The organism is Salmonella sp. SJTUF14076, assembly GCF_015534835.1.
GTDB lineage: Bacteria > Pseudomonadota > Gammaproteobacteria > Enterobacterales > Enterobacteriaceae > Salmonella > Salmonella enterica.
Map to the genome: position 1 here is coordinate 1,157,227 of NZ_CP064674.1, position 22,106 is coordinate 1,179,332.

Genomic DNA, 22,106 nt, shown 5'->3' on the forward strand with positions numbered 1-22,106 from the left:
TTATCATTAGCATATGATAATAATTACTATATAGCCGTAACCTGGCAAGGATGTGAGCTTGAGGGCAACAGCGCTACTTTAGACATTATTTAGGGAATGGGTATGAGAGTTAATAAGTTCCTCTGGTTAATAACCGTGGTTTCTACAGGGATTAATAGTCCATTATCAGCAGCAGAATCTACAGACGACAACGGCGAAACGATGGTGGTTGAATCCACTGCCGAGCAAGTATTAAAGCAACAGCCGGGCGTTTCGATTATTACTCGTGACGATATTCAAAAGAATCCTCCCGTTAACGATCTTGCCGATATTATTCGTAAGATGCCTGGGGTTAATCTTACCGGCAATAGCGCCTCGGGGACGCGCGGAAATAACCGACAAATTGATATTCGTGGTATGGGGCCGGAAAATACCTTAGTGCTGATTGACGGCGTTCCGGTGACGTCGCGAAATTCGGTTCGCTATAGCTGGCGCGGAGAACGCGACACCCGTGGCGATACGAACTGGGTGCCGCCGGAGATGGTAGAACGTATTGAAGTGATCCGTGGGTCCGCCGCCGCGCGCTATGGCTCCGGTGCCGCAGGCGGGGTGGTGAATATCATCACCAAACGCCCCACTAATGACTGGCACGGCTCGCTGTCGCTCTATACCAACCAGCCGGAAAGCAGCAAAGAAGGTGACACCCGGCGGGGTAACTTTAGCCTTAGCGGCCCGTTGGCTGGAGATACGTTGACGATGCGCCTGTACGGTAATCTCAACAGAACCGATGCCGATAGCTGGGATATTAACTCCTCCGCCGGTACCAAAAATGCCGCCGGACGGGAGGGGGTCACCAATAAAGATATTAATAGCGTCTTCTCATGGAAAATGACCTCGCAGCAAATCCTTGGTTTTGAAGCGGGATATAGTCGGCAGGGGAATATTTATGCTGGCGATACGCAAAACAGTACTTCAAACGCGGTTACCAAAAGTCTGGCGCAGTCCGGGCGGGAGACCAATCGCCTGTACCGGCAGAATTACGGTCTAACTCATAACGGCATCTGGGACTGGGGGCAAAGCCGCCTGGGGTTCTACTATGAAAAAACCGATAACACCCGCATGAATGAGGGGCTCTCCGGCGGCGGCGAGGGGCGTATTACCAACGACCAGACGTTCACCACTAACCGCCTGACCTCGTATCGCACCAGCGGCGAGGTGAATGTTCCGGTGATATGGCTATTTGAGCAAACGCTCACCGTCGGCGCGGAGTGGAACCGCGATGAGCTGAACGATCCTTCCTCTACCAGTCTGACGGTTAAGGATAGCAATATCGCCGGGATTCCCGGTTCGGCGGCTAACCGTAGCAGCAAAAATAAATCGGAAATCAGTGCGCTGTACGTTGAAGATAATATCGAACCCATGGCCGGTACCAATATTATTCCGGGTCTGCGTTTTGACTATTTGAGCGAATCCGGGAGTAATTTTAGTCCCAGTCTTAACCTTTCCCAGGAGTTAGGTGAATACGTCAAGGTGAAAGCCGGTATTGCCCGGGCCTTTAAGGCACCGAACTTGTATCAAACCAGTGAGGGGTATTTACTCTATTCGAAAGGCAACGGTTGTCCAAAAGATATTACGTCAGGCGGCTGTTACCTGGTCGGTAATAAGAACCTCGATCCTGAAATTAGCATCAATAAAGAGATTGGGCTGGAATTTACCGTAGACGATTATCACGCAAGCGTCACGTATTTCCGTAACGATTATCAGAATAAGATTGTCGCAGGTGATCAGATTATTGGCAGAAGCGCATCTGGCGCTTATGTATTGCAGTGGCAGAACGGCGGTAAAGCGCTGATTGAAGGTATTGAAGCCAGCATGGCTGTTCCGCTGATGCCGGACCGTCTGAACTGGAATACCAATGCGACTTATATGATTGCTTCTGAGCAAAAAGATACCGGCAATCCCTTATCGATAATCCCGAAATATACGGTGAATACCTTCCTCGACTGGACTATTACCAGCGCACTCTCCGCTAACGTCAACTGGACGTTATACGGCAAGCAAAAACCGCGAACACATGCGGAGTCGCGTAGTGAAGAGACCAAAGGATTGTCCGGGAAAGCGCTGGGGGCTTACTCACTGGTTGGTGCCAACGTTAACTACGATATCAACAAGAACCTGCGTCTTAATGTCGGTATCAGCAATATCTTCGATAAACAGATCTATCGCTCCGCCGAAGGGGCAAATACCTATAACGAACCGGGTCGGGCTTATTATGCCGGTGTGACGGCCTCGTTTTGATGGGTTATGCCCGCCGCTGGCGGGCATATTCTGGCGACGGGTTAATGGCAGCGTGGTTCTTGGCTTGCCGGTTCGCGACTGATATCCAGCAATGCACTGCGAAAAGAGGCGTTAAACATGGGCCCGTGGCCCAGGCCCGGGTAATGCTGCAGGGCCGCGTTAACGCCGTTGTTCTCAAGCGTTCTCACGGTCTCCTGAACTTTTTGCAGGAGCTCGGCCATCTGGCGTTGCCTGCTATCCCCATTCGACGCTGAACCTTCCATTATGATGAGTTTTTTATGGCAGAACGGCGACGGCTTCACTGTCGTAAGGCGATTCAACAGGGCAAAGTTATCCCTGCTGAGTGACGGGCTGGCGCTGTAATAGATATGAAAGAAGGATGACGACAGCCAGGAGTCCAAAACGAACAGGCCGCCATAAGAATGTCCCCATACCCCGCGCCGTTCGGGGTTGATGGTTATTCCTTGTTCCACCTGCGGCGCGATATGTCTCTCCAGTAGCTGGCGGAACGCTGGCCCGCCGCCGGTCTTACGATGAAAACGCGGGCTATTTTCACTGCCTTCGCGATCGATTCCCGGCGCCGACGTATAGTCATAAGCTCTGCCGTTAAGATCAAACGGCAGGTTAGTCTGATAGCCAATCGCCACAATCACCGGCGGCGAGTGGTCTGCCAGTTGTTTGAGCAGCGCCTCCGGCAGTCTGTCCATCACTGCGTTGCCGTCCAGCATATATAAAACAGGATAACCCGACGGCGGGGCGGCTTTGTTGGGAATAGCGGTCCATACCCGGTAATGTCTTGCGCCATCGGCAGATTGAAAGTCATTGACCCTAAAATGGTAATATCCCGAACCTTTATCAGCGATATTCGGCCCTAATGGCTGCATATCCGGCTGCGCATAACTCAGCGCGCTAAAACAAAAACTCACTAAAAATAGCGCCATGCGATAGCGCTTGTTGTGGTACTGGCGACCATACATCGGATGTGATTCCTTTTTGGTAGGTGAAGTTTTATCGGGGCAGTAGACGTAATCCGTCAATCAGCGCGCCGCGCCACCAGGCATAATCGTGACCGCCGGTGTACACGTTGCAATGGCTTTCAACGCCGGCGGCGCGCAATTTTTCATGCAACTGTTTGACCTGCGGGACCGTTGAACCTTCCAGCGATCCCACGCACAGATGCGTACGTACGGCTGGCGAGGGCGCGGATAACACATGTTCGCTGACCCATGAGCGCTCTTCTGCGCTGAAATGGGGCGGGCGATTGCGGTTGTCCGGCGTCCACCACATTGAGGGGGAGTGACTCAGTACCAGGCCGAAGCTCTCTGGCGCGTGGCGGGCCGCCATCAGCGCGGTCACGCCGCCGAGGCTTTGCCCAGCCAGCACCGTTTGTGTACGGTCCGCCCACCACCGTTCCGGGTATTTGGCGCGAAGGGTTGGCAGCAGGCGTTCGGCAATGTCGAGCACCAGCTCGCGGCGACCGCCGAGGATTGCGACGCGTTCACCCGCGTTGATGTTATCAATGCCGAGTACGGCCACCGGCGCGATGCGTCCGCTGCGGATGGCGGCGTCAATGGCGGCGCTTACCCCAAGATGGTCGAACCAGATCTCGCCATCCGTGAGTACCAGTAAGCCCAGCGGTTGTACGACAGGAACGTCAGGAAGATACAGCCGCACACGGCGACGTTGTCCGGCGAGCCGATGCTCTGAGGTGAAAAGCTGCCCGGCGTAAGCGCGACAGCCTGACCACTCCTCCTGTGCCGGGGCATGATCCAGCGCCAGAACGGATTCCTGCGCATTGCCCCGAACATTTATTCCCGGCGCGCTGTTCAGCGGGTCCGCCTTCCCGACAAGGGAGGCGAAACGGCTTCCAAGCTGCAACACCGTCTCGTCCGGGGTTTCCGGTGGTATTTCGACCATCGTATAGGAACCGCAGTAGGACGCCGGTAAGCGAAGCGTCAGATGCCAGATATCCGTTGTGGGCAGTTGCGTCATCATACCTTTCGCCACGTTATCTTTATCGGTGACACGGTTCAGGCGAACATAAACCCCCCGCAGAGGAGAGGCGGCACGCCACAGGAAGGTGACTTCCCGTTCATCGTCTGCGCCGTTAATGGCTGTCACCAGCGGCAGCGCGAGCGAGTTTACTTCTCGCCAGAAGTGAGAAGCGTCAACCTGGCTTCCGGCGGCGAGTTGGCGGCGAAGGCGCGTAGCGGTCTGTATAGCGACAGGAGCGACGGGCGGGCTCAGTCTCATTCTTTGTATTCCATCTCATTTATATTTCGGTCAGTACTAATAGCTAAAGCGGCTGTTACAGGAACAGCCGCTTGCGGGCTTTCTTTTGCGTAAATCGTGGCGATAAAAACTATCCCATGACCTCTTCTTGCGTATCGCGTGTCTGGCCGACGCTGTCCCGCCACAGACGAGCATACAGGCCATGAGTCGCTATCAACTGCTCATGGCTGCCATATTCAGCGATACATCCTTTATCGATTACGACAATAACATCGCAACGGCGAGCGGTGGTCAGCCGGTGCGCGACGATAAGCGCGATGCGTTTCTCGGTATGCGTCACTCCGGTAAGCGAGGTTATTAAGCGCCCCTCGGCGCTGCGGTCGATACGCGCTGTCGCCTCGTCGAGCAGCAGAATGTGCGCCTGTGCCAGTTGGGCGCGGGCGAGGGCAATCAACTGACGCTGGCCCGCGGACAGATCCGTGCCGCCGTTATTGACCGGAGTACGAAACCCCAGCGGCAGATGTTGCACAGTTTCAAAGAGTCCCGCCCGTCGCGCCGCGATCTCCACCTCCGTGTCGCTGCTGTCTGGCCGCGAATAGCGGATATTTTCGGCAATATCGCCGCTAAATAATGCGACATCCTGAGTGACCAGCCCCGTCTGGCGACGATAATCACTAAGCGACGCGGCATCAATTACGCGCTCACCGACACGGATTTGCCCGCTACCGGGAGAGTAGAGTCCGGCCAGCAGCTTGATCAGCGTCGATTTGCCAGCGCCGCTACGTCCGACCACCGCGACTACCGTTCCTGGCGGAATGGTGAGCGAGAGATTATCAAGCACAGGTTGCGTTTTTTCGGGATAGCGGAATGTCAATGCCTCCAGACGTAGCGCGCCAGTGCCAGGCGTTATGGAGGACGGTTCAATATTCTCTGTTTCCTCAGTCGCCAATAGCGCATTGATATGTTTGCCGCTGGCGGTCGCCTGCTGCCAGGAATCGACAATGCCTGACAACTGCTGTACCGGGCCATAAAATTGTCCCAGTAGCAGGAAGAACGCCGCCAGTATCCCGGGCGTCATTTCGCCTCCGGCGACCCGGGTCGCCCCGATTAAAAGCACGGCGGCATAGGCGGCCTCGGTGCAGAAAGTCAGGAACGGAAAATAGACGGCAAGGTATTTTTGCGCCCGCACGCGGGTGGCGCGGAAGTTATCTGATAACGCCCGTAGCCTGGCGGCTTCCTGCTGTTGTTGGCCGTGTGACTGTACTACCCGCATACCGGAGACCTTTTCCTGAAGCGTACTGTTCACCTTACCAATTTCCAGCCGTGCCTGGGCGTAGGCAGGCGAGCTCAAACGGCGGTAAATCCACGTCGCCAGCACCACTACAGGTACGGCGCTTAATGCCGTTAACGCAAGAATGGGGTCAAGCCAGAACATTGCCGCGGCGATAGCGACCATTGTCACGATGCTGGTGGCCGCGCTGGCAAGACCGTTTTGCAGAAATCGGGCGAGTGAATCAACGTCGACGGTCATGCGAGTAAGACGCGAGTCGATGTGCTTCTCGTGCCAGGGAAGACTCAGGCGTAGCAGGTGGCTAAAGCTGCGTAAGCGTACCGTATGCTGTACCGACTCTGCCGCGCGGGCGGCGAAGATCGTTTGCAGCGCATAGCAGCACCAACCGATCGCTACCAGACACAGCGCGAGCAGAGCGCATATGCCAATAGTCGACATATCCCCTGCGGCAACGCCTGAGTCAATACCGCGCTGCAAAAGCACCAGCACGCCAACGCCTGCGGCGGAATCAAGCGCGATAAGCAGGGCGGCGATGACGAACATCCAGGCTACTGGCGTCAGCAGCGATGAGACTTGACGCCCGTGGCCTGCCAGCGCCATCTGTACGGCGCGTTCTGGAACGCGCGTCATCCGGTCGACAAAACCTTTTCCGGCGGGTGTCTGGCGCTCATGCGCGTCGTCGGATTTTGCCGCCTGCGTTGTTGGCCATAGCGCACGTTGTTCCGCTGGGGCGAGGGCGAGAAAATCACCCTCGCCGCTCATCAGCGAGCGAAACGTCGGACACCTTGCATCCAGCTCCGCCTGGGTACCGATATCCACGACGCGGCCTTTATCCAGCACGACGATCCGATCGGCTAACTGCAGTGTTGAACGGCGGCGTGCAATCACCAGCAGCATATGCTCATTATCGGCATAACGACCAAGAGCCGTGTTAATTTCCGCTTCAGTACCGGCATCGACCGCCGAGGTGGTGTCATCGAGAATCAGCAGTTCCGGCGCGGTAATCAGTGCCCGGGCTAGCGCAATACGCTGGCGTTGGCCGCCGGAGAGGTTGCTTCCGCGTTCGGCCAGTCGGGTATTGAACCCCTGCGGTAGCGCATTGATGAACCCGCTGGCGCCTGCGGCATCGGCGGCGCGTCGAATGTCGTCCTGAGTCGCTTGCGGGTGCCCATAGGCGATGTTTTCCGCCACCGTACCGGCAAACAGAAACGCGTCTTCAAACACTACGCCAACGCGACGACGAAGCGCCGTCAGTTTCAGGTCGCGAATATTCTGTTGACCCGTAGTGGTGTTGAGCCATACTCCGCCGGAGGTGGGATCGTAAAAGCGCGCCAGCAACATCAGCAATGTTGATTTCCCGGAGCCGGATGCGCCAACCACCGCCACGGTTTCACCGGCGTGAATGGAAAACGAGATCTCATTGAGGATACGGTTACCGTTGTCGTAGTGGAAACTCATCTTCTCCACGTCCAGCCCGATAATCTGACCTTCAACCGACTCAGTACCGTCTTCCATGCGAGAACGCGTGTCGATAAGCGCGAAGACGCGCTCCACCGACGCCTGTGTGCGCTGTGCGATAACCAAAAACGATGCCAGTACGCGGGTAGGGCCGGTCAGCATAGCGAGAAAACTCGCGAACGCAACGAAGGTTCCCAGATCGATGCGCCCATTCATTACCGACCAGCCGCCATAGCACAGCAGGACGATTTGCCCTATCACCGGTAGCGCCAGCATGGTTGCGCCCGGCATCGCCTGCGAGATAGCGGCGCCGATGCGTACCCGCACCATCTGCCGCGACTGACCATCGAGCCAACGCGTTTCGCGTAACTCCGCCACGCAGGACTTCACCACTGAGATCTGTTCCAATACTTCGCGCATATGTTCCGTCATGTGCGCCAGCCGGTCTGAGGCAAGCCCCGTTTGTGCGAAAACACGGCGACGGGCGCGCAGGGCGGTAATGGCAAGGGCGGCCAGTACGCAAATCACGATAAGCGTCATGGATGGCGACATCCATAGCATCACCGCGATACCGGCCACATAGTAAGTGAGCACCGCCAGCGGCACCGGACACATCTGTAGCAAGGTGTGTACCTGTTGAAGATCGCTGTTGGTACGCGAAATGACCTGCCCGGTACGCAAGGCGTCCTGGCCTGCGCCGTCCAGTTTTTGAATACTGTCGAACGCACGGCTACGTAACGTATGCTGAACCCACAGCGAGAGTTCCCCGGCATAGCCGCGGCGCACGTAATTCCCGATAAAATCAAAAAGGGCAATTAACAGCAGGCCGCAGGCAAGTAACGGCAGGTGGGTCGTCTCGCCTGCTATCGCGTCATTGACGGCCTGACGCGTTATTAGCGGCGTCAGCGCAGCCAGTAAAATGGTCGATACTGATGCTACGATGACAATGATGCTCAGTGTTTTACGTTCCCAACACACGCGGGCAAGGCGAACTATCCAGGCACGAGCGGGCATGGGGAAATGAGTCGCGGGCATTAAGCCTCCTTATCGGTGAAAGATGAGATATGGCGACACACGCTGGGTTCAGCCGCCATATTGTCATTGCGCTGCTGCGGTTAGCCGTGTTGCAGCATAGCGATCAGTTTTTTTGCCACCTCGGTCGGGCAAGGCTGGGCCGCCATTTCCGCCGCGACCTCCTGCGACGCCTCGCGAAGCGCGCGATTACCGAGGAAGGTATTGATCATGCTGCTCGTAAGCCCGCTCTTACCGGGAATAATGCCGCATCCGCGCTCGACCACGGCGCGGGCATTGACGGGTCTGTCGGCACCCTGGCCAAAGACTATCTGCGGAATGCCGGCATGCAGCGCCGTCAGGGTGTTGCCTGCGCCGCCATGGTGGATAAAACCGTCGGCGCCGTTAAGGAAAACGCCCATCGGAAGCCAGTCGACCAGACGGACATTCGGTGGCAGAGAACGTAAATCCGAGCGGGCGTTTGCCGGAAGATGCAGGATGATTTCGGCATCTACTTCGCCGGCAGAATCCATTACCCAGGAAATCAGATCCAGGCCATCTACCATCGGTTTGACGGTGCCGAGGCTAACCAGAAGACGCTTGCGATCAGGTGTACGTTCCCACCATTCTTCCCAGACGGCGCCGCCGTTATACGGGACGTATTGCATGGAGATAACCGGCTCTCCGTCATTTTGCAGTATGCTCATGCTGGGCGGTGTGACGTCTATCCACGCCAGATCTCTTGGTGGCACGCTGACCCCATGGCGGCGGTAGGCGTTAGAAAGTGATTTCGTCACGCCTTTGATGTGCCAGGGCGTATGACCGAAGCCGACGGTTTGCATCACTACTGGAATGTCATACTTAGCGGCAATCAGTGGTCCAACGACCCCAAGGGGAGGATAGACGATGAGATCTGGCCGCCACTGTCCGGCGAACGCGACCAGCGGGTCGGTCATCTCTTCGCTGAAAAATGAGAAGTTCCCCATTTTTGTTCCAATGTTATTTTCTTTTCGCAATGCCTCCTGACGGCGATAACCCGCTTCCGAATCGAAACCAGGCGCAGCGTCAAATACCACCAACCCAGCTTCTGCTGCTTTCTGTGCAAATTTTCCACCGCTTGCAATCAGCACTTCATGGCCATTAACACGAAACGCTTGCGCCAGGGACAGCACAGGGTATAGCAGTCCATACAGTGGTGGACCGACAAACAGAATACGCATGAGAAATCCTCTCTCTCCACGTCATAAATCGAACAAGTCGTTAATGAGAATGATAATAATTACCAATATCATTTGAAAAATGCAATAACAAATACGACCCTTGATCATGTGATGATTTTTTGCGTAAAAATCGGGGAAGAGGAGAGCGTTACGCGGTGAAGTTTGGTTTCAGGCTTATTTACGCGCGTATGGTCGCGAAGGCAAAGCGCCAGAATTGGGGAACTGGATTCGAATACCAGACGCCCGTGGATTATTAATGATAACTTCGCAAATAACCTTTCAGACAATGCGGTAAACGTACCGACAGCAAGGTAACGGGAAACGTAGGGAGTAGTATTGATAACACGTTGCGGGGCAATTTAATGGTGTCCGGCGGCGGATTGTGTTCTGTGCAGACTTTCCGGCGTTAAATCCCGTATCACCTGCGAGCCTGGACTATCTCTGTGGTATCAACTCTGTAGGAATTTTGTCCCCTTCGTCTTCATTAGCCAATGAAACCGGTTTTACGTTACCGTTCGAATGTTGCGAACGAACAGCTCCTTATGCGGACTATCGTCACCGCTCTGCGATTTTTATAGCGCATCAGCCACACGATTTATTGGTTCTTGAAAACCAAGGTTTTTGATAAAGCAATCCTCCATGAGAAAAGCGACTAAAATTCTTCCTTATCTGATGTAAAGGAGAAAATCATGGCTACTATTGGGTATATTCGGGTGTCAACAATTGACCAAAATATCGATTTACAGCGTAATGCGCTTACTAGTGCAAATTGTGACCGCATTTTTGAGGACCGTATCAGTGGCAAGATTGCAAACCGCCCCGGCCTGAAACGGGCGTTAAAGTATGTAAATAAAGGCGATACTCTTGTCGTCTGGAAATTAGACAGACTGGGCCGCAGCGTGAAAAACCTGGTGGCGTTAATATCAGAATTACATGAACGTGGAGCTCACTTCCATTCTTTAACCGATAGTATTGATACCAGTAGCGCGATGGGGCGATTCTTTTTTCATGTAATGTCGGCACTGGCCGAGATGGAGCGAGAATTAATTGTCGAGCGAACCCTTGCCGGACTGGCTGCCGCCAGAGCGCAAGGACGACTGGGAGGGCGCCCTCGGGCGATCAATAGACATGAACAGGAACAGATTAGCCGGCTATTAGAGAAAGGCCATCCTCGGCAGCAACTAGCTATTATTTTTGGTATTGGCGTATCTACCTTATACAGATACTTTCCGGCAAGCCGTATAAAAAAACGAATGAATTAAAATAAAAATCACAACAGGGTGGATATAACATTTTTGTAATACAGGCGTATGGCATAAATAAACCGAAAGGGTATACGAAAAAGACAGCATCTAATTAAAAAGAGAAAAAAATTCAACGCATTAACATATATAGTGTAACGCGCTCACGATAAAGCCTATGTTATATCCAGCTATAGACGACATCGCTCAAAACACTACCAGACGCAGTGTTCACATAGAAAGGCTTTTTAATCAAACTGTTAGGTGTAAGCAATTACAGACAGAAAAAGTAGTAAAGTTTATGCCTCAAGTGTCGATAACCTGGATGACACAGGTAAGCCTGGCATAACATTGGTTATCAAAAACCTTCCAAAAGGAAAATTTTATGGCACAAGTAATCAACACTAACAGTCTGTCGCTGCTGACCCAGAATAACCTGAACAAATCCCAGTCCGCACTGGGCACCGCTATCGAGCGTCTGTCTTCTGGTCTGCGTATCAACAGCGCGAAAGACGATGCGGCAGGTCAGGCGATTGCTAACCGTTTTACCGCGAACATTAAAGGTCTGACTCAGGCTTCCCGTAACGCTAACGACGGTATCTCCATTGCGCAGACCACTGAAGGCGCGCTGAACGAAATCAACAACAACCTGCAGCGTGTGCGTGAACTGGCGGTTCAGTCTGCTAACAGCACTAACTCACAGTCTGACCTCGACTCCATCCAGGCTGAAATCACCCAGCGTCTGAACGAAATCGACCGTGTATCCGGCCAGACTCAGTTCAACGGCGTGAAAGTGCTGGCGCAGGACAACACCCTGACCATCCAGGTTGGTGCCAACGACGGTGAAACTATCGATATCGATCTGAAGCAGATCAACTCTCAGACCCTGGGTCTGGACTCACTGAACGTGCAGAAAGCGTATGATGTGAAAGATACAGCAGTAACAACGAAAGCTTATGCCAATAATGGTACTACACTGGATGTATCGGGTCTTGATGATGCAGCTATTAAAGCGGCTACGGGTGGTACGAATGGTGCACCTAGTGTAACAGGTAGTGCGGTTAAATTTGACGCAGATAATAACAAGTACTTTGTTACTATTGGTGGCTTTACTGGTGCTGATCTTGACAAAAATGGCGATTATGAAGTTAACGTTGCTACTGACGGTACAGTAACCCTTGCGGCTGGCGCAACTAAAACCACAATGCCTGCTGGTGCGACAACTAAAACAGAAGTACAGGAGTTAAAAGATACACCGGCAGTTGTTTCAGCAGATGCTAAAAATGCCTTAATTGCTGGCGGCGTTGACGCTACCGATGCTAATGGCGCTGAGTTGGTCAAAATGTCTTATACCGATAAAAATGGTAAGACAATTGAAGGCGGTTATGCGCTTAAAGCTGGCGATAAGTATTACGCCGCAGATTACGATGAAGCGACAGGAGCAATTAAAGCTAAAACCACAAGTTATACTGCTGCTGACGGCACTACCAAAACAGCGGCTAACCAACTGGGTGGTGTAGACGGTAAAACCGAAGTCGTTACTATCGACGGTAAAACCTACAATGCCAGCAAAGCCGCTGGTCATGATTTCAAAGCACAACCAGAGCTGGCGGAAGCAGCCGCTAAAACCACCGAAAACCCGCTGCAGAAAATTGATGCCGCGCTGGCGCAGGTGGATGCGCTACGCTCTGATCTGGGTGCGGTACAAAACCGTTTCAACTCTGCTATCACCAACCTGGGCAATACCGTAAACAACCTGTCTGAAGCGCGTAGCCGTATCGAAGATTCCGACTATGCGACCGAAGTTTCCAACATGTCTCGTGCGCAGATCCTGCAGCAGGCTGGTACTTCCGTTCTGGCGCAGGCTAACCAGGTCCCGCAGAACGTGCTGTCTCTGTTACGTTAATTTATTTCGTTTTATTCAGCCCCGTGAATTCGGGGCTTTTTCATTTAGCATAGATGAATATATATTTATGGAATGTATAGCTGTAAATGATATTTCCTACGGGCGAGAGGCTGAAATATGGCCGCGGGATTATTCTATGCTTGCTCGTCGAGTTCAATTTCTACGTTTTAATGATATCCCTGTTCGATTGGTGAGTAATAATGCCCGGATAATCACAGGCTACATTGCGAAGTTTAATCCGAGGGAAAATTTGATTCTGGCTTCGGATGAACCTAAAGGAAATAAGCGCATTGAAGTTAAATTAGAGTCTCTGGCAATTCTTGAAGAATTATCAGGTAATGATGCTTTTAATCTTTCGCTGGTGCCGGCTGACGAATTTAATCTTCAGCAATATACTCCATCGAGAAGAGATTATTTCTCGATTTGCAATAAGTGCTATAAACAGGGAGTCGGTATCAAAATCTATATGAAGTATGGACAGGTTTTGACTGGCAAAACGACAGGCGTAAATGCGTGTCAGGTTGGTGTGAGGACATCCAATGGCAATCATATGCAAGTTATGTTTGACTGGGTGAGCAGGATCACGTCTTCGGATTACGCTGAATAACGCATACGGTAATAAAAAATTCCGTGAGAAAAGTAAAACTTAGGGGGCTACCGGAGAGGACCTGATGAACGGAGGACATGAATGGTATTCATCGTGCCAGACTCCTGCTCTTGTCAGAAGAAGGTAAAAGTAGGTTCCGCGACGCATTTGGGTTCACGGGCATCATAAGAGAGATGAACACTGATAAAGTACTTTCTCCTGGGGTACCGGAACAGTCCAGGAAAGAGGGCAGTTGCACTATTGTCGTCTGGTGATGATTACTCTTCATTCATGCTTGCCGAACGAGTTGAAGCGATGTAAAAGGCCGTAGCTACCGATCCCAACAATCACAAAATTTACCAGGCCTTTTATGAAGGCTCAAATTTGGCTCAATGGGTACGCCAACGCCTTCTGTGATACTGTAGGGGGCCAGGTTATCCGTGGCGATTCACGACAGCCTCCTAATGCGCAATGGTCAAAGCATCTTCAAGCGCCCGCTGCTCTAGGTTTTGCATGTGGCAACATACATGAAGTGAAAGGTCGTGAGTACGATGCAGTATGCGTCGTAGTCCCGCCGAATCGAGCCCCTGAAAACAGAATTGAAGCACTGTTTGAGTCATGGCAAGAACGAGTAGATGCTGAGGCAAAGCGTGTACTCTACGTTGGCCTAACCCGTGCTCGCAATTTTGTTGCTCTTGCGATACCAAACGCCTTTGCAGGGCGTTGTGTTGATCTGCTGACCACAGGCCAAGTGCCCTACACAAGAGTGAATTTGTGAACCAGATACCAACAGTTTTCATATCCTATTGATATAAACTAATTTTAAATGGATTTTTCGCTATGTGGCATGACAACGAGACAACTGTTGATTATTTGAATTTTGGTGTTGTTGCTGATGCATGCGCAAGCCTGCTGAAGCAGGCTAATGGGGAACCTATTTCTATAGGGGTCTCAGGTGGCTGGGGAGCTGGTAAATCTTCTCTGGTGAAAATGATTGCATCCCGCCTGGAGAGCTCTTCAGTTAAAGGGGCGTTGGTTGAAGAGAGAAATCAAGAAAAGCATTCCTTCGTCGTACTCACTTTCAATCCATGGCTGTACCAAGATTTTGAGTCCGCCAGAAGTGCATTGTTACAAATTGTGGGGGACGAGATTGTTCGGCTTACAGATGAAAATAAGACTATCACTGACAAAGTATCTGAATTGTGGCGAAGGATAAATCTTCTCCGAGTCGCTCAATTAAGCAGCGAAGCTGCATTGACTTTAACTACTGGCATTCCTGTCGGTTCTCTTGGAAAAACCGTTTGTAAATTGGCTGGTTGGTTTGCGTCGGATGACAAATCGAGCAATGGATCATCAGATACAGATAGTCTCGAGCTAAATACCAGTGGTCTTCTAAAACCGAGTGAACCATTCTCGATGCCAGCCCATATTCAGGCATTCAGGGATACTTTAGAGAGTATTCTCGATGAGTTGAAAATTACGCTAGTAATATTTGTGGATGATTTAGACAGATGTTTGCCACAAACAGCAATTTCAACACTTGAATCAATTCGTTTATTACTATTTATTCGCCGTAGCGCTTTCGTTATTGCTGCAGATAATGATTTTATAAAAGCTGCAGTGAAGGTTCACTTTGATGGAGCGGGAATTACGGGCGATGTTGCAACTAACTATTTCGATAAATTAATACAGGTTCCACTGCATGTTCCTCGCCTTGGTTTGAATGAGGCGAAAGCGTATCTGGTGCTTTTGCTGCTTGAGCGAGAGACCAACGCAGGTCATTTCAGTAAGGAAAGATTCAATCATGCTCTTAGCGTTATCCCTGAGAAGCTGCGTAATAGTTGGAAAGGTGAAACGATCAATCAAGAGTTTTTATATGAACTGGTTGAGCATGTTAATGCACTCAAAAGTTTAATGGATTTAGCCCAAGGCCTTGCGGCTCTTCTTCATAGTTCTTTAGCAGTAAACGCTAATCCCCGGCTAATGAAAAGATTTTTAAATACTGTTTATTTGCGTGATGCTCTTTCTGCGCCTCAGGGAATAACGTTAGATATAGCCGCACTGGCAAAATGGCATCTCCTTGAAAGGTGCGACGAAAGCCTTGCTGAGGAACTTGCTAGTCGTGTTCATTCGGATAATGACGGTAGGGTACAAGTTTTGGCGGATGCTGAAGCTGCTGCAGCGGGTCAGAGTAGTTTACCTGAGCCTTTCAAGAATACGCCATTTACTCAGCAATGGCTCCAACTCCTGCCAGCTTTGGGAACCGAGGATCTACGCCCGCTTCTCCACCTCAGTCGTGACTCTGGAACTCGTGACTTCGGTGATGACAATATGACTCCTGATTCTAGAAAATTGAGAGACGCACTGAAAGTTGCAACTAATGGTCATGAGTCCTTAGTTGAACTTATGAGGAAAATAGGACCTTCACAGACAGAGTTGGCGATGACTAAGGCCTGGCAGAGCAATAGTACCTCACGTACCTGGAAGAGTAGCAAAGAAATTGTAATGCTGATTGAGTGCTGCAAGGTTTACACGGAAATTGGGAATAAAGCAGTCAGCTTGTTGGATCAGGCTCCTCTGAAACTTATTGGCCCAGGTTTAATCCCAACTCTTGGTGCTCAGCCATGGGCACAGCAACTTTTAGAACGATGGAAAGATCTTAACGAATTACCAAAAACAACTAGGAATGCAATTGTGAACCTTGGGAGGAGGCGCTAATGGGAACATCAACTTCTAGTGGGGGAGGCCGTGCAGGTTCACCGTTTGATCCTGAATGGTTAAAACCTGAAAGTGACTCTACAACAGGTGGAGGTGATTCGCCTGATTCACCATCGGAGGAGAACGGTGGAAATGTAATTCCTGATGGTGCAATAGCACCAGAACGACGGTTTGGACCTGCTCGTTCGCTACTTGGGAGATATCTGCAAAATGGCAGCCACGATAATTTACGTGGTGCGACAAAAAGCATGGTCTCCAAAGGCATGGGGGGCGCGCGACGAGCAGCCGCTACTATGCGAGGTGTTGCCAGTGGTGTCGGTAGTCTTGGTGAGTTCCTGACGTCTGTTAGGGATGGAAACGACCAGCGAGTGATTGATTGGCTTACTCACGTTCGTCAAGAGAACCTTTCGGCAACAGATCTTACTCTTGAAATTTTGAAAGAGGTTATTCCTGGGACAGGAAGCGTTGATGACGAATCGCTCCGTAATGCTGGCGCGGAGGCTATGGCACAACTCTATGAACTTTATCCGGACGTGGACATATTTAATCTCACGGATGCGCAGATAGCTGAAGTCATGGGGTTGACCATTGCGAATGAGATTTGTAATCGAATAGATCTCCAGCTTGGACAGACTTACGAAAAATTAAAATATGATCCTTTATTAATTCAGGAACGGCGTTCTGATATTCGCGAGTGGGTCGGTGCTGAGGTTAGAGTGGTATTGGAAAAACAAACTACAAAAAATACAGAACCGAAAAGTTTGGCTCAGTCAATTCTCTTGTCTGCCTTAGAGGTATTTTCAGAATGATTAAAGTTATGTGTGCTAAAGCAGAACTGATTCCAGCGCAGATTCCTGCTGATGAGCGAGTATTCTCCTATTTTAAAGGCGCTAAGCGTGCAGGTGTTGGTACAATTGCGAATCGATGGCATGGTGCATTAAAACGGGGTGGGTTTCGACCTTCAACAGAGATTTGGGATTTCGTACAGTTTTGCCTCGCGGTATGTAGCGCGGATCTATCAAGCCCTAGAAGAACAAGTGCAGATGGCTGGACCCGGAATATTCAGCTTACGGTTGGGTTGTGCGATCCAGATAAATGGCTACCGCTGAAATCTGATCTTGAAGATATGCTAAAAGTTCTGACTGGTGATTATTGGTTATTAAATTTCAATAATGCAGGCATGGAATCTCCTCAAGGAGACGGCGCTTTTCTCAGCAATGACTGCGTGTCTTTATTATCGGGGGGATTAGATAGTCTAATAGGTGGGATTGATTTAGTAACTAAAGGCCAAAAACCTCTATTTGTTTCTCAGCTCGCACATAAAGATTCAGAGCGACAGAGAGCATACGCGGCTATGCTGATGGGAAATGGCTCACATTATCAATGGAGTCATGGTATCAGCTTCAAAGGATCGCGCGAACCTTCTACACGTGGTCGTTCATTAGCTTTTTATGCATTTGCACTACTTGCTTCAACAAAAATCAACCAACCGAAGCCAACAATATTTATCCCGGAAAATGGGGTGATCTCCATTAATCCTCCTTTGGTTCCAGGGCGTGTATCTAGTTTGAGTACTCGAACAACGCATCCTATGTTTATCGATATGTTGCAAAGAGTTCTGGATACTTTGGGTATTAATGTGCAGTTTCAATTGCCTTACCGTTTTAAAACTAAAGGCGAAATGATGCGGGAATGTCTTGACCAAGACCTCTTGCAAAAATGGGCTGCTGATTCTACAAGTTGTGGCCGTTTTCGAACTTATAATCGTCAGCACTGTGGACGCTGTGTTCCATGCTTGATCCGTCGGGCTGCATTCCTTGCATGGATACCTGAGGGGGATACAACATCTTACCGCTTTGAGTCTGTTGTTGGCAGTGATAAATCAAGTGCACCCGATGATCCTATGGCTGTTGCACTTGCCATCCTTGATGTAAGGAAGAGAGGGCTTGATAGATTTCTTGGTGGCTCGTTGGCTTTTGCACCGATTAACGAGCGCCCTATGTACCGTAGAGTTTTGCAAGAAGGTATAAAAGAGCTAGAAACTGTACTCACTCAGGATAAATTGCTTTGATTGATTTTCACTGTCACGTTGATTTGTATCCCAAGGCTAGAAATGTTTATGCCGGTGCGATTAAGCGTAATGTTTTCACTTGGTTAGTTACTACGAGCCCAAAGGCTTTTCAGGCTACAAGTCATGTTTTAGAAAAACATGAATCGGTAATGATCAGTCCTGGACTTCATCCTGAAATTGTCGCTGATCGTTTCCAGGAATTGGAAATGCTTCTCGAGTTGATTCAAAACGTAGCTGCTGTAGGTGAGATTGGATTGGATGGTTCAAAACGATATTCCACCAGTTACGCGATGCAACGTCGAGTGTTTTCCGAGGCGGTCAGGAAGTGCCACGATGTTGGGGGACGAGCAATGAGCATTCACTCAAGACAGGCCGTTCCGGATGTGCTAGCTACCTTAAAAGCGTTCCCCTCTCACGGAATTCCTATTTTACATTGGTTCACTGGAAGTGTTACGGAATTGAGGGATGCTTCAGCACAGGGATGCTGGTTCAGTATTGGTCCGGCTGCTTTCAACTCTGCCGCAGGGAAAGCTCTTGCTACTAAGCTCCCTAAAGACAAGGTTGTGCCAGAGAGCGACGGGCCATTTGCTCAATTTGACAATCGAACTGTGATGCCATGGGATTTCAATATTACAGTTCGATTGCTGGGTCAGGCGTGGTCAATGCCTGAAAATGATGTAAAGCTACAATTGTTAAGCAATACGAAAACGTTGCTTGGACAGATCGGGGTCAATCGAATTGCTCTCAACTCTTAAACGAAATGGTATTCAATTGCCACAGGTTTAACAGATATTTTAGTCGGATGGTGTAAGTCTCAATGCGTATGCTGTTTGTTGACATAGTGAGTAACCGCAACGTACTTAAATCAAGGAACCTCATAACTTTTAGGGGGAATTGGCAGCGAGAGACATTACCGACGAGTTTTATGGAGAATCATCTTTGTGAGCATTTGACTGCCAAAACTAGGTATGCTGGATTTTTATTCTACAAAAGGAAAATGTGATGGAGTCTGCACGTGATAAACATACCCGTGAGATTGTAGAGGCAGAGGATCTGTGGTTGCTTGATAGTGTTGATACGGAAGGCTATGTGTGCTGGGGGTGTGGTATAACCATGCATCCTGCTGCATGGGAAAAAGATAAAAAAGTCAGAGCCTATTTTAAAAAGAAACGACATATTCAACATCATCATGAATGTGATGCTGATGCTGAAAGCACAGTAATTCGCCAAGGCCAGAAGGCGAGTGTCCGCAACATACTGGACAGTGCTCCGGGTTTAATGCCCTCGGGATTAAAGTTGATCGAAAAACGCCCGGTTGTTGAACCCGGTTTCTCTGGTGATGAAAGTAAATCCAGTTCGACACGTTCAGCATCCTCACAATCTGGTGAAGGTAATTCATCCGAACGACAATCCCGGCGTCAAGTGAATGCTATTCGCAATATTTGCCGTGCCTTCATCCGGTTCCCGCATGACCGGGGAATGTCGCTTAACGTTCCTGGTATCAGTGGTCAAATCTACATGACGGCGTTTAAAAAGCTCCGGAATGAGATTCAACCTTACCCGGAGCCGAAGATCTTTTATGCACCACTACTCTGGAACAAATTTACTGAAAATGATGAAAAACTCATCATTCCACTGTCTGGTGAATGGGGGGAAGATGAGTCAGGTAAACCTAAACCCACTCGAAGCTACCAGATCTACATCGATTGGGCTGGCTGGTCAAAAGCCAAGCGTACCGTGGTTCGCAAAGAGCTGGAGGCCGCTCGGACAGAGGCGATAGAAGCCAAAGGGAAAGGGCTGAAAGATAAAGCTTGGGTTTTCTTTATCGGCGAGCAAAGTGCGGATAATCCGGAGATCTTCTACGTTAGCGATTATCGACTCATCTGCGCGATTGTAGGGCATATCACTTATCCCTGACGTGAAAAAGTCTTCCCGAGTGGAAAGGCCTGCTCATATGGCTATTTGTGACTACCGCCGAAATTGAGCCTGTCAGTAATTCTGTGTAACTGCCAATATATTAAAGGTGATCGTTCAGGCGGTCACCGAACTCGACAATAAAGCGACTCATCGCCAGTCACCAATTCTGGATCGGCATACTCCATTTTTTTGATGCATCCTTGATTGCCAGATAAATAACCTTTCGTACCGAGTCATCCTGACCTTCCCCCTGTAAACAGTGCCAGTCTAAACTGAAGTTTCCGGTCTTTCTTCCATCATACAGCTGGTAATCGGTATCTTTAAGTTTGGCGGCTTTGATTTCCGTATCTGTTAACGCTTGGTTCGTCTTGCCATGAGTCGTCTCCATGCTTTTAGGCCCAACGAAAACAATAGAGCTTTTCGTTGGGCCTATCAATGGGCCTAAAAGTTCAGAATAAATTAGTTTGCTTGAGATTTTGCAGGACAAATTGAAGACATAAAAAAGCCCGCAGAGCTTGTGCCATGCGGGCTTTCAGGATTTCATCGGATGACTCTGGTAATCACCGATGGAGAATTTTGGTGGAGCTGGCGGGAGTTGAACCCGCGTCCGAAATTCCTACATCCTCGGTACTACATGCTTAGTCAGTCTTTACATTCGCCTGGCACCTGCGGACGGACACGCCACTACCAGACTAGCCTGATTCGTTTTAACGCTTCAACCCCAGGCAGGGCATCCGCGCGATCTCTTTTGGGTTTGACCTCTCTTGATCCCCGTCCTAAGAGCGGAGGCTAGGGAGAGAGGGCTCTAAGCAGGTTATTAAGCTGCTAAAGCGTAGTTTTCGTCGTTTGCGACTATTTTTTTGCGGCTTTTTACGAGGCCAACCGCCCCTCGGCATGCACCTTGGGTTTCGCAAATCCCGTCGAATCCAGAATCAGCCCCAATGTGTAAGGTAAGTATAACAGACTTGTGACACGCGTGACCAGCCCCCGTATCTTCTTATCTTCAACGATTTACCGCTCGCGCAGCGCTTCTTTCGCGCGATTAAACGGTTTGATTAAATAGTCGACAATGGTTTTTTCACCGGTTTTGATATCTACCGTGGCGATCATGCCTGGAACAATCGAAAAACGGCGTCCTGATTTATTTTGTAGATAGTCCTGGTGGGTGCGGATAAACACGCGATAGTAGAAAATTTCCGGTTTCACTTTATCCTGAATGGTATCCGGTGAAATGGTCTCCACCACGCCGTCAAGCCCGCCGTAAATGGCGTAATCGTAAGCAGTAATTTTAACCAATGCGCGTTGGCCGGGATGAATAAAGGCGATATCACGCGGCGAAAGGCGGGTTTCAATCAGCAGACGATCGTCTACCGGCACTATCTCCATCATCTCGCCGTTAGGCGGGATCACGCCGCCAATCGTCGTGACCTGGATATTTTTAACAATGCCGCGTACCGGCGAACGCACGGTGAGGCGGGTGACGGAATCCTCGCGTCCTTTTAAAATGGCGGAGAGCATATCGACCTCAGCGTTCGCTTTCGATAACGCTTCGCGTGCCTGCACATAATATTGTGAGCGCAGATCGGTAATTTTTAAGCCTAAATCGCTTTTTTGTCGTTGCAGGCGCAGCACTTCAACATGACTGGCCGCGCCGCTTTTCTCCAGCCGCTGGGTAATGGTCAGCTCTTTATTAACCGACGCCAGCGCATCCCGTAGCTCGGCTTCGGTATCGGCCAGCTGCGCGCGGCGGCTTTTATAGAGACGCGTCTCTGCGGCAATCAGATCCGGCCAGCCGTTCAGCTCAGCGGGGAAGGCGAGAGGTAAGTCGCTGACTTCCGCGGTTAACCGTGCGCTGGAGGCGAGTGAAGCGCGATATTTTGCCGCACTTTCACCAACATTGGATGCCAGACGCGTCGGATCAAGCCGGGCGACAATCTGGTTGGCCTGAACTCTGTCGCCTTCCCGCACCGTCAACTGCGCCAGAATGCCGCCATCCAGCGACTGCAGAACCTGTTCGCGTGAACTTGGGATCACTTTCCCGTTGCCGGTGGAAACCTCATCCAGTCGGCCAAACCACGCCCAGATGCCGAGAATGAGAAATAACAGTGAGCAGATCAGAACAATACGACCCGCGCCGGAAAACGCCCGTTCACGCTGAATATCGAAATCGTCCATCGC

General features: G+C 50.5%; 15 protein-coding genes, 1 other RNA gene and 1 pseudogene. 10 read left to right on the top strand and 7 right to left on the bottom strand.

The genetic code is table 11. The features are described from left to right. Positions 1-102 precede the first annotated feature (102 nt). The gene (locus tag HU143_RS05710; protein WP_023226807.1) at positions 103-2,277 is read left to right on the top strand and encodes a TonB-dependent siderophore receptor; all 2,175 of its coding nucleotides are present in this window, start codon (positions 103-105) and stop codon (positions 2,275-2,277) included. Between the two features lie 41 nt (positions 2,278-2,318). On the opposite strand, the gene HU143_RS05715 is transcribed toward HU143_RS05710, so the two are convergent. The 4 genes from HU143_RS05715 to iroB all read right to left on the bottom strand — a co-directional run bounded on the left by HU143_RS05715 (position 2,319) and on the right by iroB (position 9,489). Further along, the gene (locus HU143_RS05715) at positions 2,319-3,254 is read right to left on the bottom strand and encodes an alpha/beta hydrolase (protein ID WP_023226808.1); all 936 of its coding nucleotides are present in this window, start codon (positions 3,252-3,254) and stop codon (positions 2,319-2,321) included. Between the two features lie 31 nt (positions 3,255-3,285). Next, a complete protein-coding gene (locus HU143_RS05720; protein WP_023226809.1) occupies positions 3,286-4,530 on the bottom strand; it encodes an esterase family protein in 1,245 nt (414 codons plus the stop codon). A 109-nt stretch (positions 4,531-4,639) separates the two neighbouring features. Then, the gene (iroC, locus tag HU143_RS05725; protein WP_023226810.1) at positions 4,640-8,293 is read right to left on the bottom strand and encodes a salmochelin/enterobactin export ABC transporter IroC; all 3,654 of its coding nucleotides are present in this window, start codon (positions 8,291-8,293) and stop codon (positions 4,640-4,642) included. An 80-nt stretch (positions 8,294-8,373) separates the two neighbouring features. Next, the gene (gene iroB / locus HU143_RS05730; protein WP_023226811.1) at positions 8,374-9,489 is read right to left on the bottom strand and encodes a salmochelin biosynthesis C-glycosyltransferase IroB; all 1,116 of its coding nucleotides are present in this window, start codon (positions 9,487-9,489) and stop codon (positions 8,374-8,376) included. A gap of 689 nt (positions 9,490-10,178) precedes the next feature. Here iroB and hin point away from each other — a divergent pair. The 9 genes from hin (at position 10,179) to HU143_RS05775 (ending at position 19,928) form a co-directional block, all read left to right on the top strand. Next, a complete protein-coding gene (hin, locus tag HU143_RS05735; protein WP_000190920.1) occupies positions 10,179-10,751 on the top strand; it encodes a flagellar phase variation DNA invertase Hin in 573 nt (190 codons plus the stop codon). 364 nt (positions 10,752-11,115) lie between these two features. Then, positions 11,116-12,636: a FliC/FljB family flagellin gene (locus HU143_RS05740; protein ID WP_000079792.1), complete on the top strand. Its 1,521-nt coding sequence runs from the start codon at positions 11,116-11,118 to the stop codon at positions 12,634-12,636. A 67-nt stretch (positions 12,637-12,703) separates the two neighbouring features. Then, entirely contained in the window at positions 12,704-13,243 is a 540-nt protein-coding gene (gene fljA / locus HU143_RS05745; RefSeq protein WP_023226812.1) for a phase 1 flagellin gene repressor FljA, read from the top strand. A 349-nt stretch (positions 13,244-13,592) separates the two neighbouring features. Further along, positions 13,593-14,000, top strand: a complete 408-nt coding sequence (locus tag HU143_RS05750) for a 3'-5' exonuclease (protein ID WP_023226814.1) — start codon at positions 13,593-13,595, stop codon at positions 13,998-14,000. Positions 14,001-14,062: 62 nt separating this feature from the next. After that, complete coding sequence (locus HU143_RS05755) at positions 14,063-15,940, top strand: KAP family P-loop NTPase fold protein (protein WP_023226815.1); 1,878 nt, start codon at positions 14,063-14,065, stop codon at positions 15,938-15,940. Then, positions 15,940-16,749, top strand: coding sequence for a hypothetical protein (locus HU143_RS05760; protein ID WP_023193100.1), 810 nt, complete (start codon positions 15,940-15,942; stop codon positions 16,747-16,749). The genes HU143_RS05755 and HU143_RS05760 overlap by 1 nt, the downstream gene beginning before the upstream one ends. Next, positions 16,746-18,011: a Qat anti-phage system QueC-like protein QatC gene (qatC, locus tag HU143_RS05765; protein WP_023226816.1), complete on the top strand. Its 1,266-nt coding sequence runs from the start codon at positions 16,746-16,748 to the stop codon at positions 18,009-18,011. The genes HU143_RS05760 and qatC overlap by 4 nt, the downstream gene beginning before the upstream one ends. Further along, positions 18,008-18,766, top strand: a complete 759-nt coding sequence (qatD, locus tag HU143_RS05770; RefSeq protein ID WP_023193101.1) for a Qat anti-phage system TatD family nuclease QatD — start codon at positions 18,008-18,010, stop codon at positions 18,764-18,766. Before qatC ends, qatD begins: the two co-directional genes overlap by 4 nt. A gap of 247 nt (positions 18,767-19,013) precedes the next feature. Next, a complete protein-coding gene (locus HU143_RS05775) occupies positions 19,014-19,928 on the top strand; it encodes a hypothetical protein (RefSeq protein ID WP_020839148.1) in 915 nt (304 codons plus the stop codon). A gap of 292 nt (positions 19,929-20,220) precedes the next feature. On the opposite strand, the pseudogene HU143_RS24800 reads toward HU143_RS05775, so the two are convergent. The 3 genes and pseudogenes from HU143_RS24800 to HU143_RS05790 form a co-directional block, all read right to left on the bottom strand. Beyond that, positions 20,221-20,303 (bottom strand): annotated as a pseudogene (locus tag HU143_RS24800) (integrase); the annotation flags it as partial. Positions 20,304-20,505: 202 nt separating this feature from the next. Then, positions 20,506-20,868, bottom strand: a transfer-messenger RNA (tmRNA) gene (ssrA, locus tag HU143_RS05785). A 71-nt stretch (positions 20,869-20,939) separates the two neighbouring features. Beyond that, positions 20,940-22,103, bottom strand: a complete 1,164-nt coding sequence (locus tag HU143_RS05790) for an HlyD family type I secretion periplasmic adaptor subunit (RefSeq protein ID WP_072101449.1) — start codon at positions 22,101-22,103, stop codon at positions 20,940-20,942. Between the last annotated feature and the right edge of the window lie 3 nt (positions 22,104-22,106).

Coding starts and splice junctions, on each gene's coding strand:
- HU143_RS05710 (WP_023226807.1), top strand. CDS start 103: ATGAGAGTTAATAAGTTCCTCTGGTTAATAACCGTGGTTTCTACAGGG.
- HU143_RS05715 (WP_023226808.1), bottom strand. CDS start 3,254: ATGTATGGTCGCCAGTACCACAACAAGCGCTATCGCATGGCGCTATTT.
- HU143_RS05720 (WP_023226809.1), bottom strand. CDS start 4,530: ATGAGACTGAGCCCGCCCGTCGCTCCTGTCGCTATACAGACCGCTACG.
- iroC (WP_023226810.1), bottom strand. CDS start 8,293: ATGCCCGCGACTCATTTCCCCATGCCCGCTCGTGCCTGGATAGTTCGC.
- iroB (WP_023226811.1), bottom strand. CDS start 9,489: ATGCGTATTCTGTTTGTCGGTCCACCACTGTATGGACTGCTATACCCT.
- hin (WP_000190920.1), top strand. CDS start 10,179: ATGGCTACTATTGGGTATATTCGGGTGTCAACAATTGACCAAAATATC.
- HU143_RS05740 (WP_000079792.1), top strand. CDS start 11,116: ATGGCACAAGTAATCAACACTAACAGTCTGTCGCTGCTGACCCAGAAT.
- fljA (WP_023226812.1), top strand. CDS start 12,704: ATGGAATGTATAGCTGTAAATGATATTTCCTACGGGCGAGAGGCTGAA.
- HU143_RS05750 (WP_023226814.1), top strand. CDS start 13,593: ATGAAGGCTCAAATTTGGCTCAATGGGTACGCCAACGCCTTCTGTGAT.
- HU143_RS05755 (WP_023226815.1), top strand. CDS start 14,063: ATGTGGCATGACAACGAGACAACTGTTGATTATTTGAATTTTGGTGTT.
- HU143_RS05760 (WP_023193100.1), top strand. CDS start 15,940: ATGGGAACATCAACTTCTAGTGGGGGAGGCCGTGCAGGTTCACCGTTT.
- qatC (WP_023226816.1), top strand. CDS start 16,746: ATGATTAAAGTTATGTGTGCTAAAGCAGAACTGATTCCAGCGCAGATT.
- HU143_RS05775 (WP_020839148.1), top strand. CDS start 19,014: ATGGAGTCTGCACGTGATAAACATACCCGTGAGATTGTAGAGGCAGAG.
- HU143_RS05790 (WP_072101449.1), bottom strand. CDS start 22,103: ATGGACGATTTCGATATTCAGCGTGAACGGGCGTTTTCCGGCGCGGGT.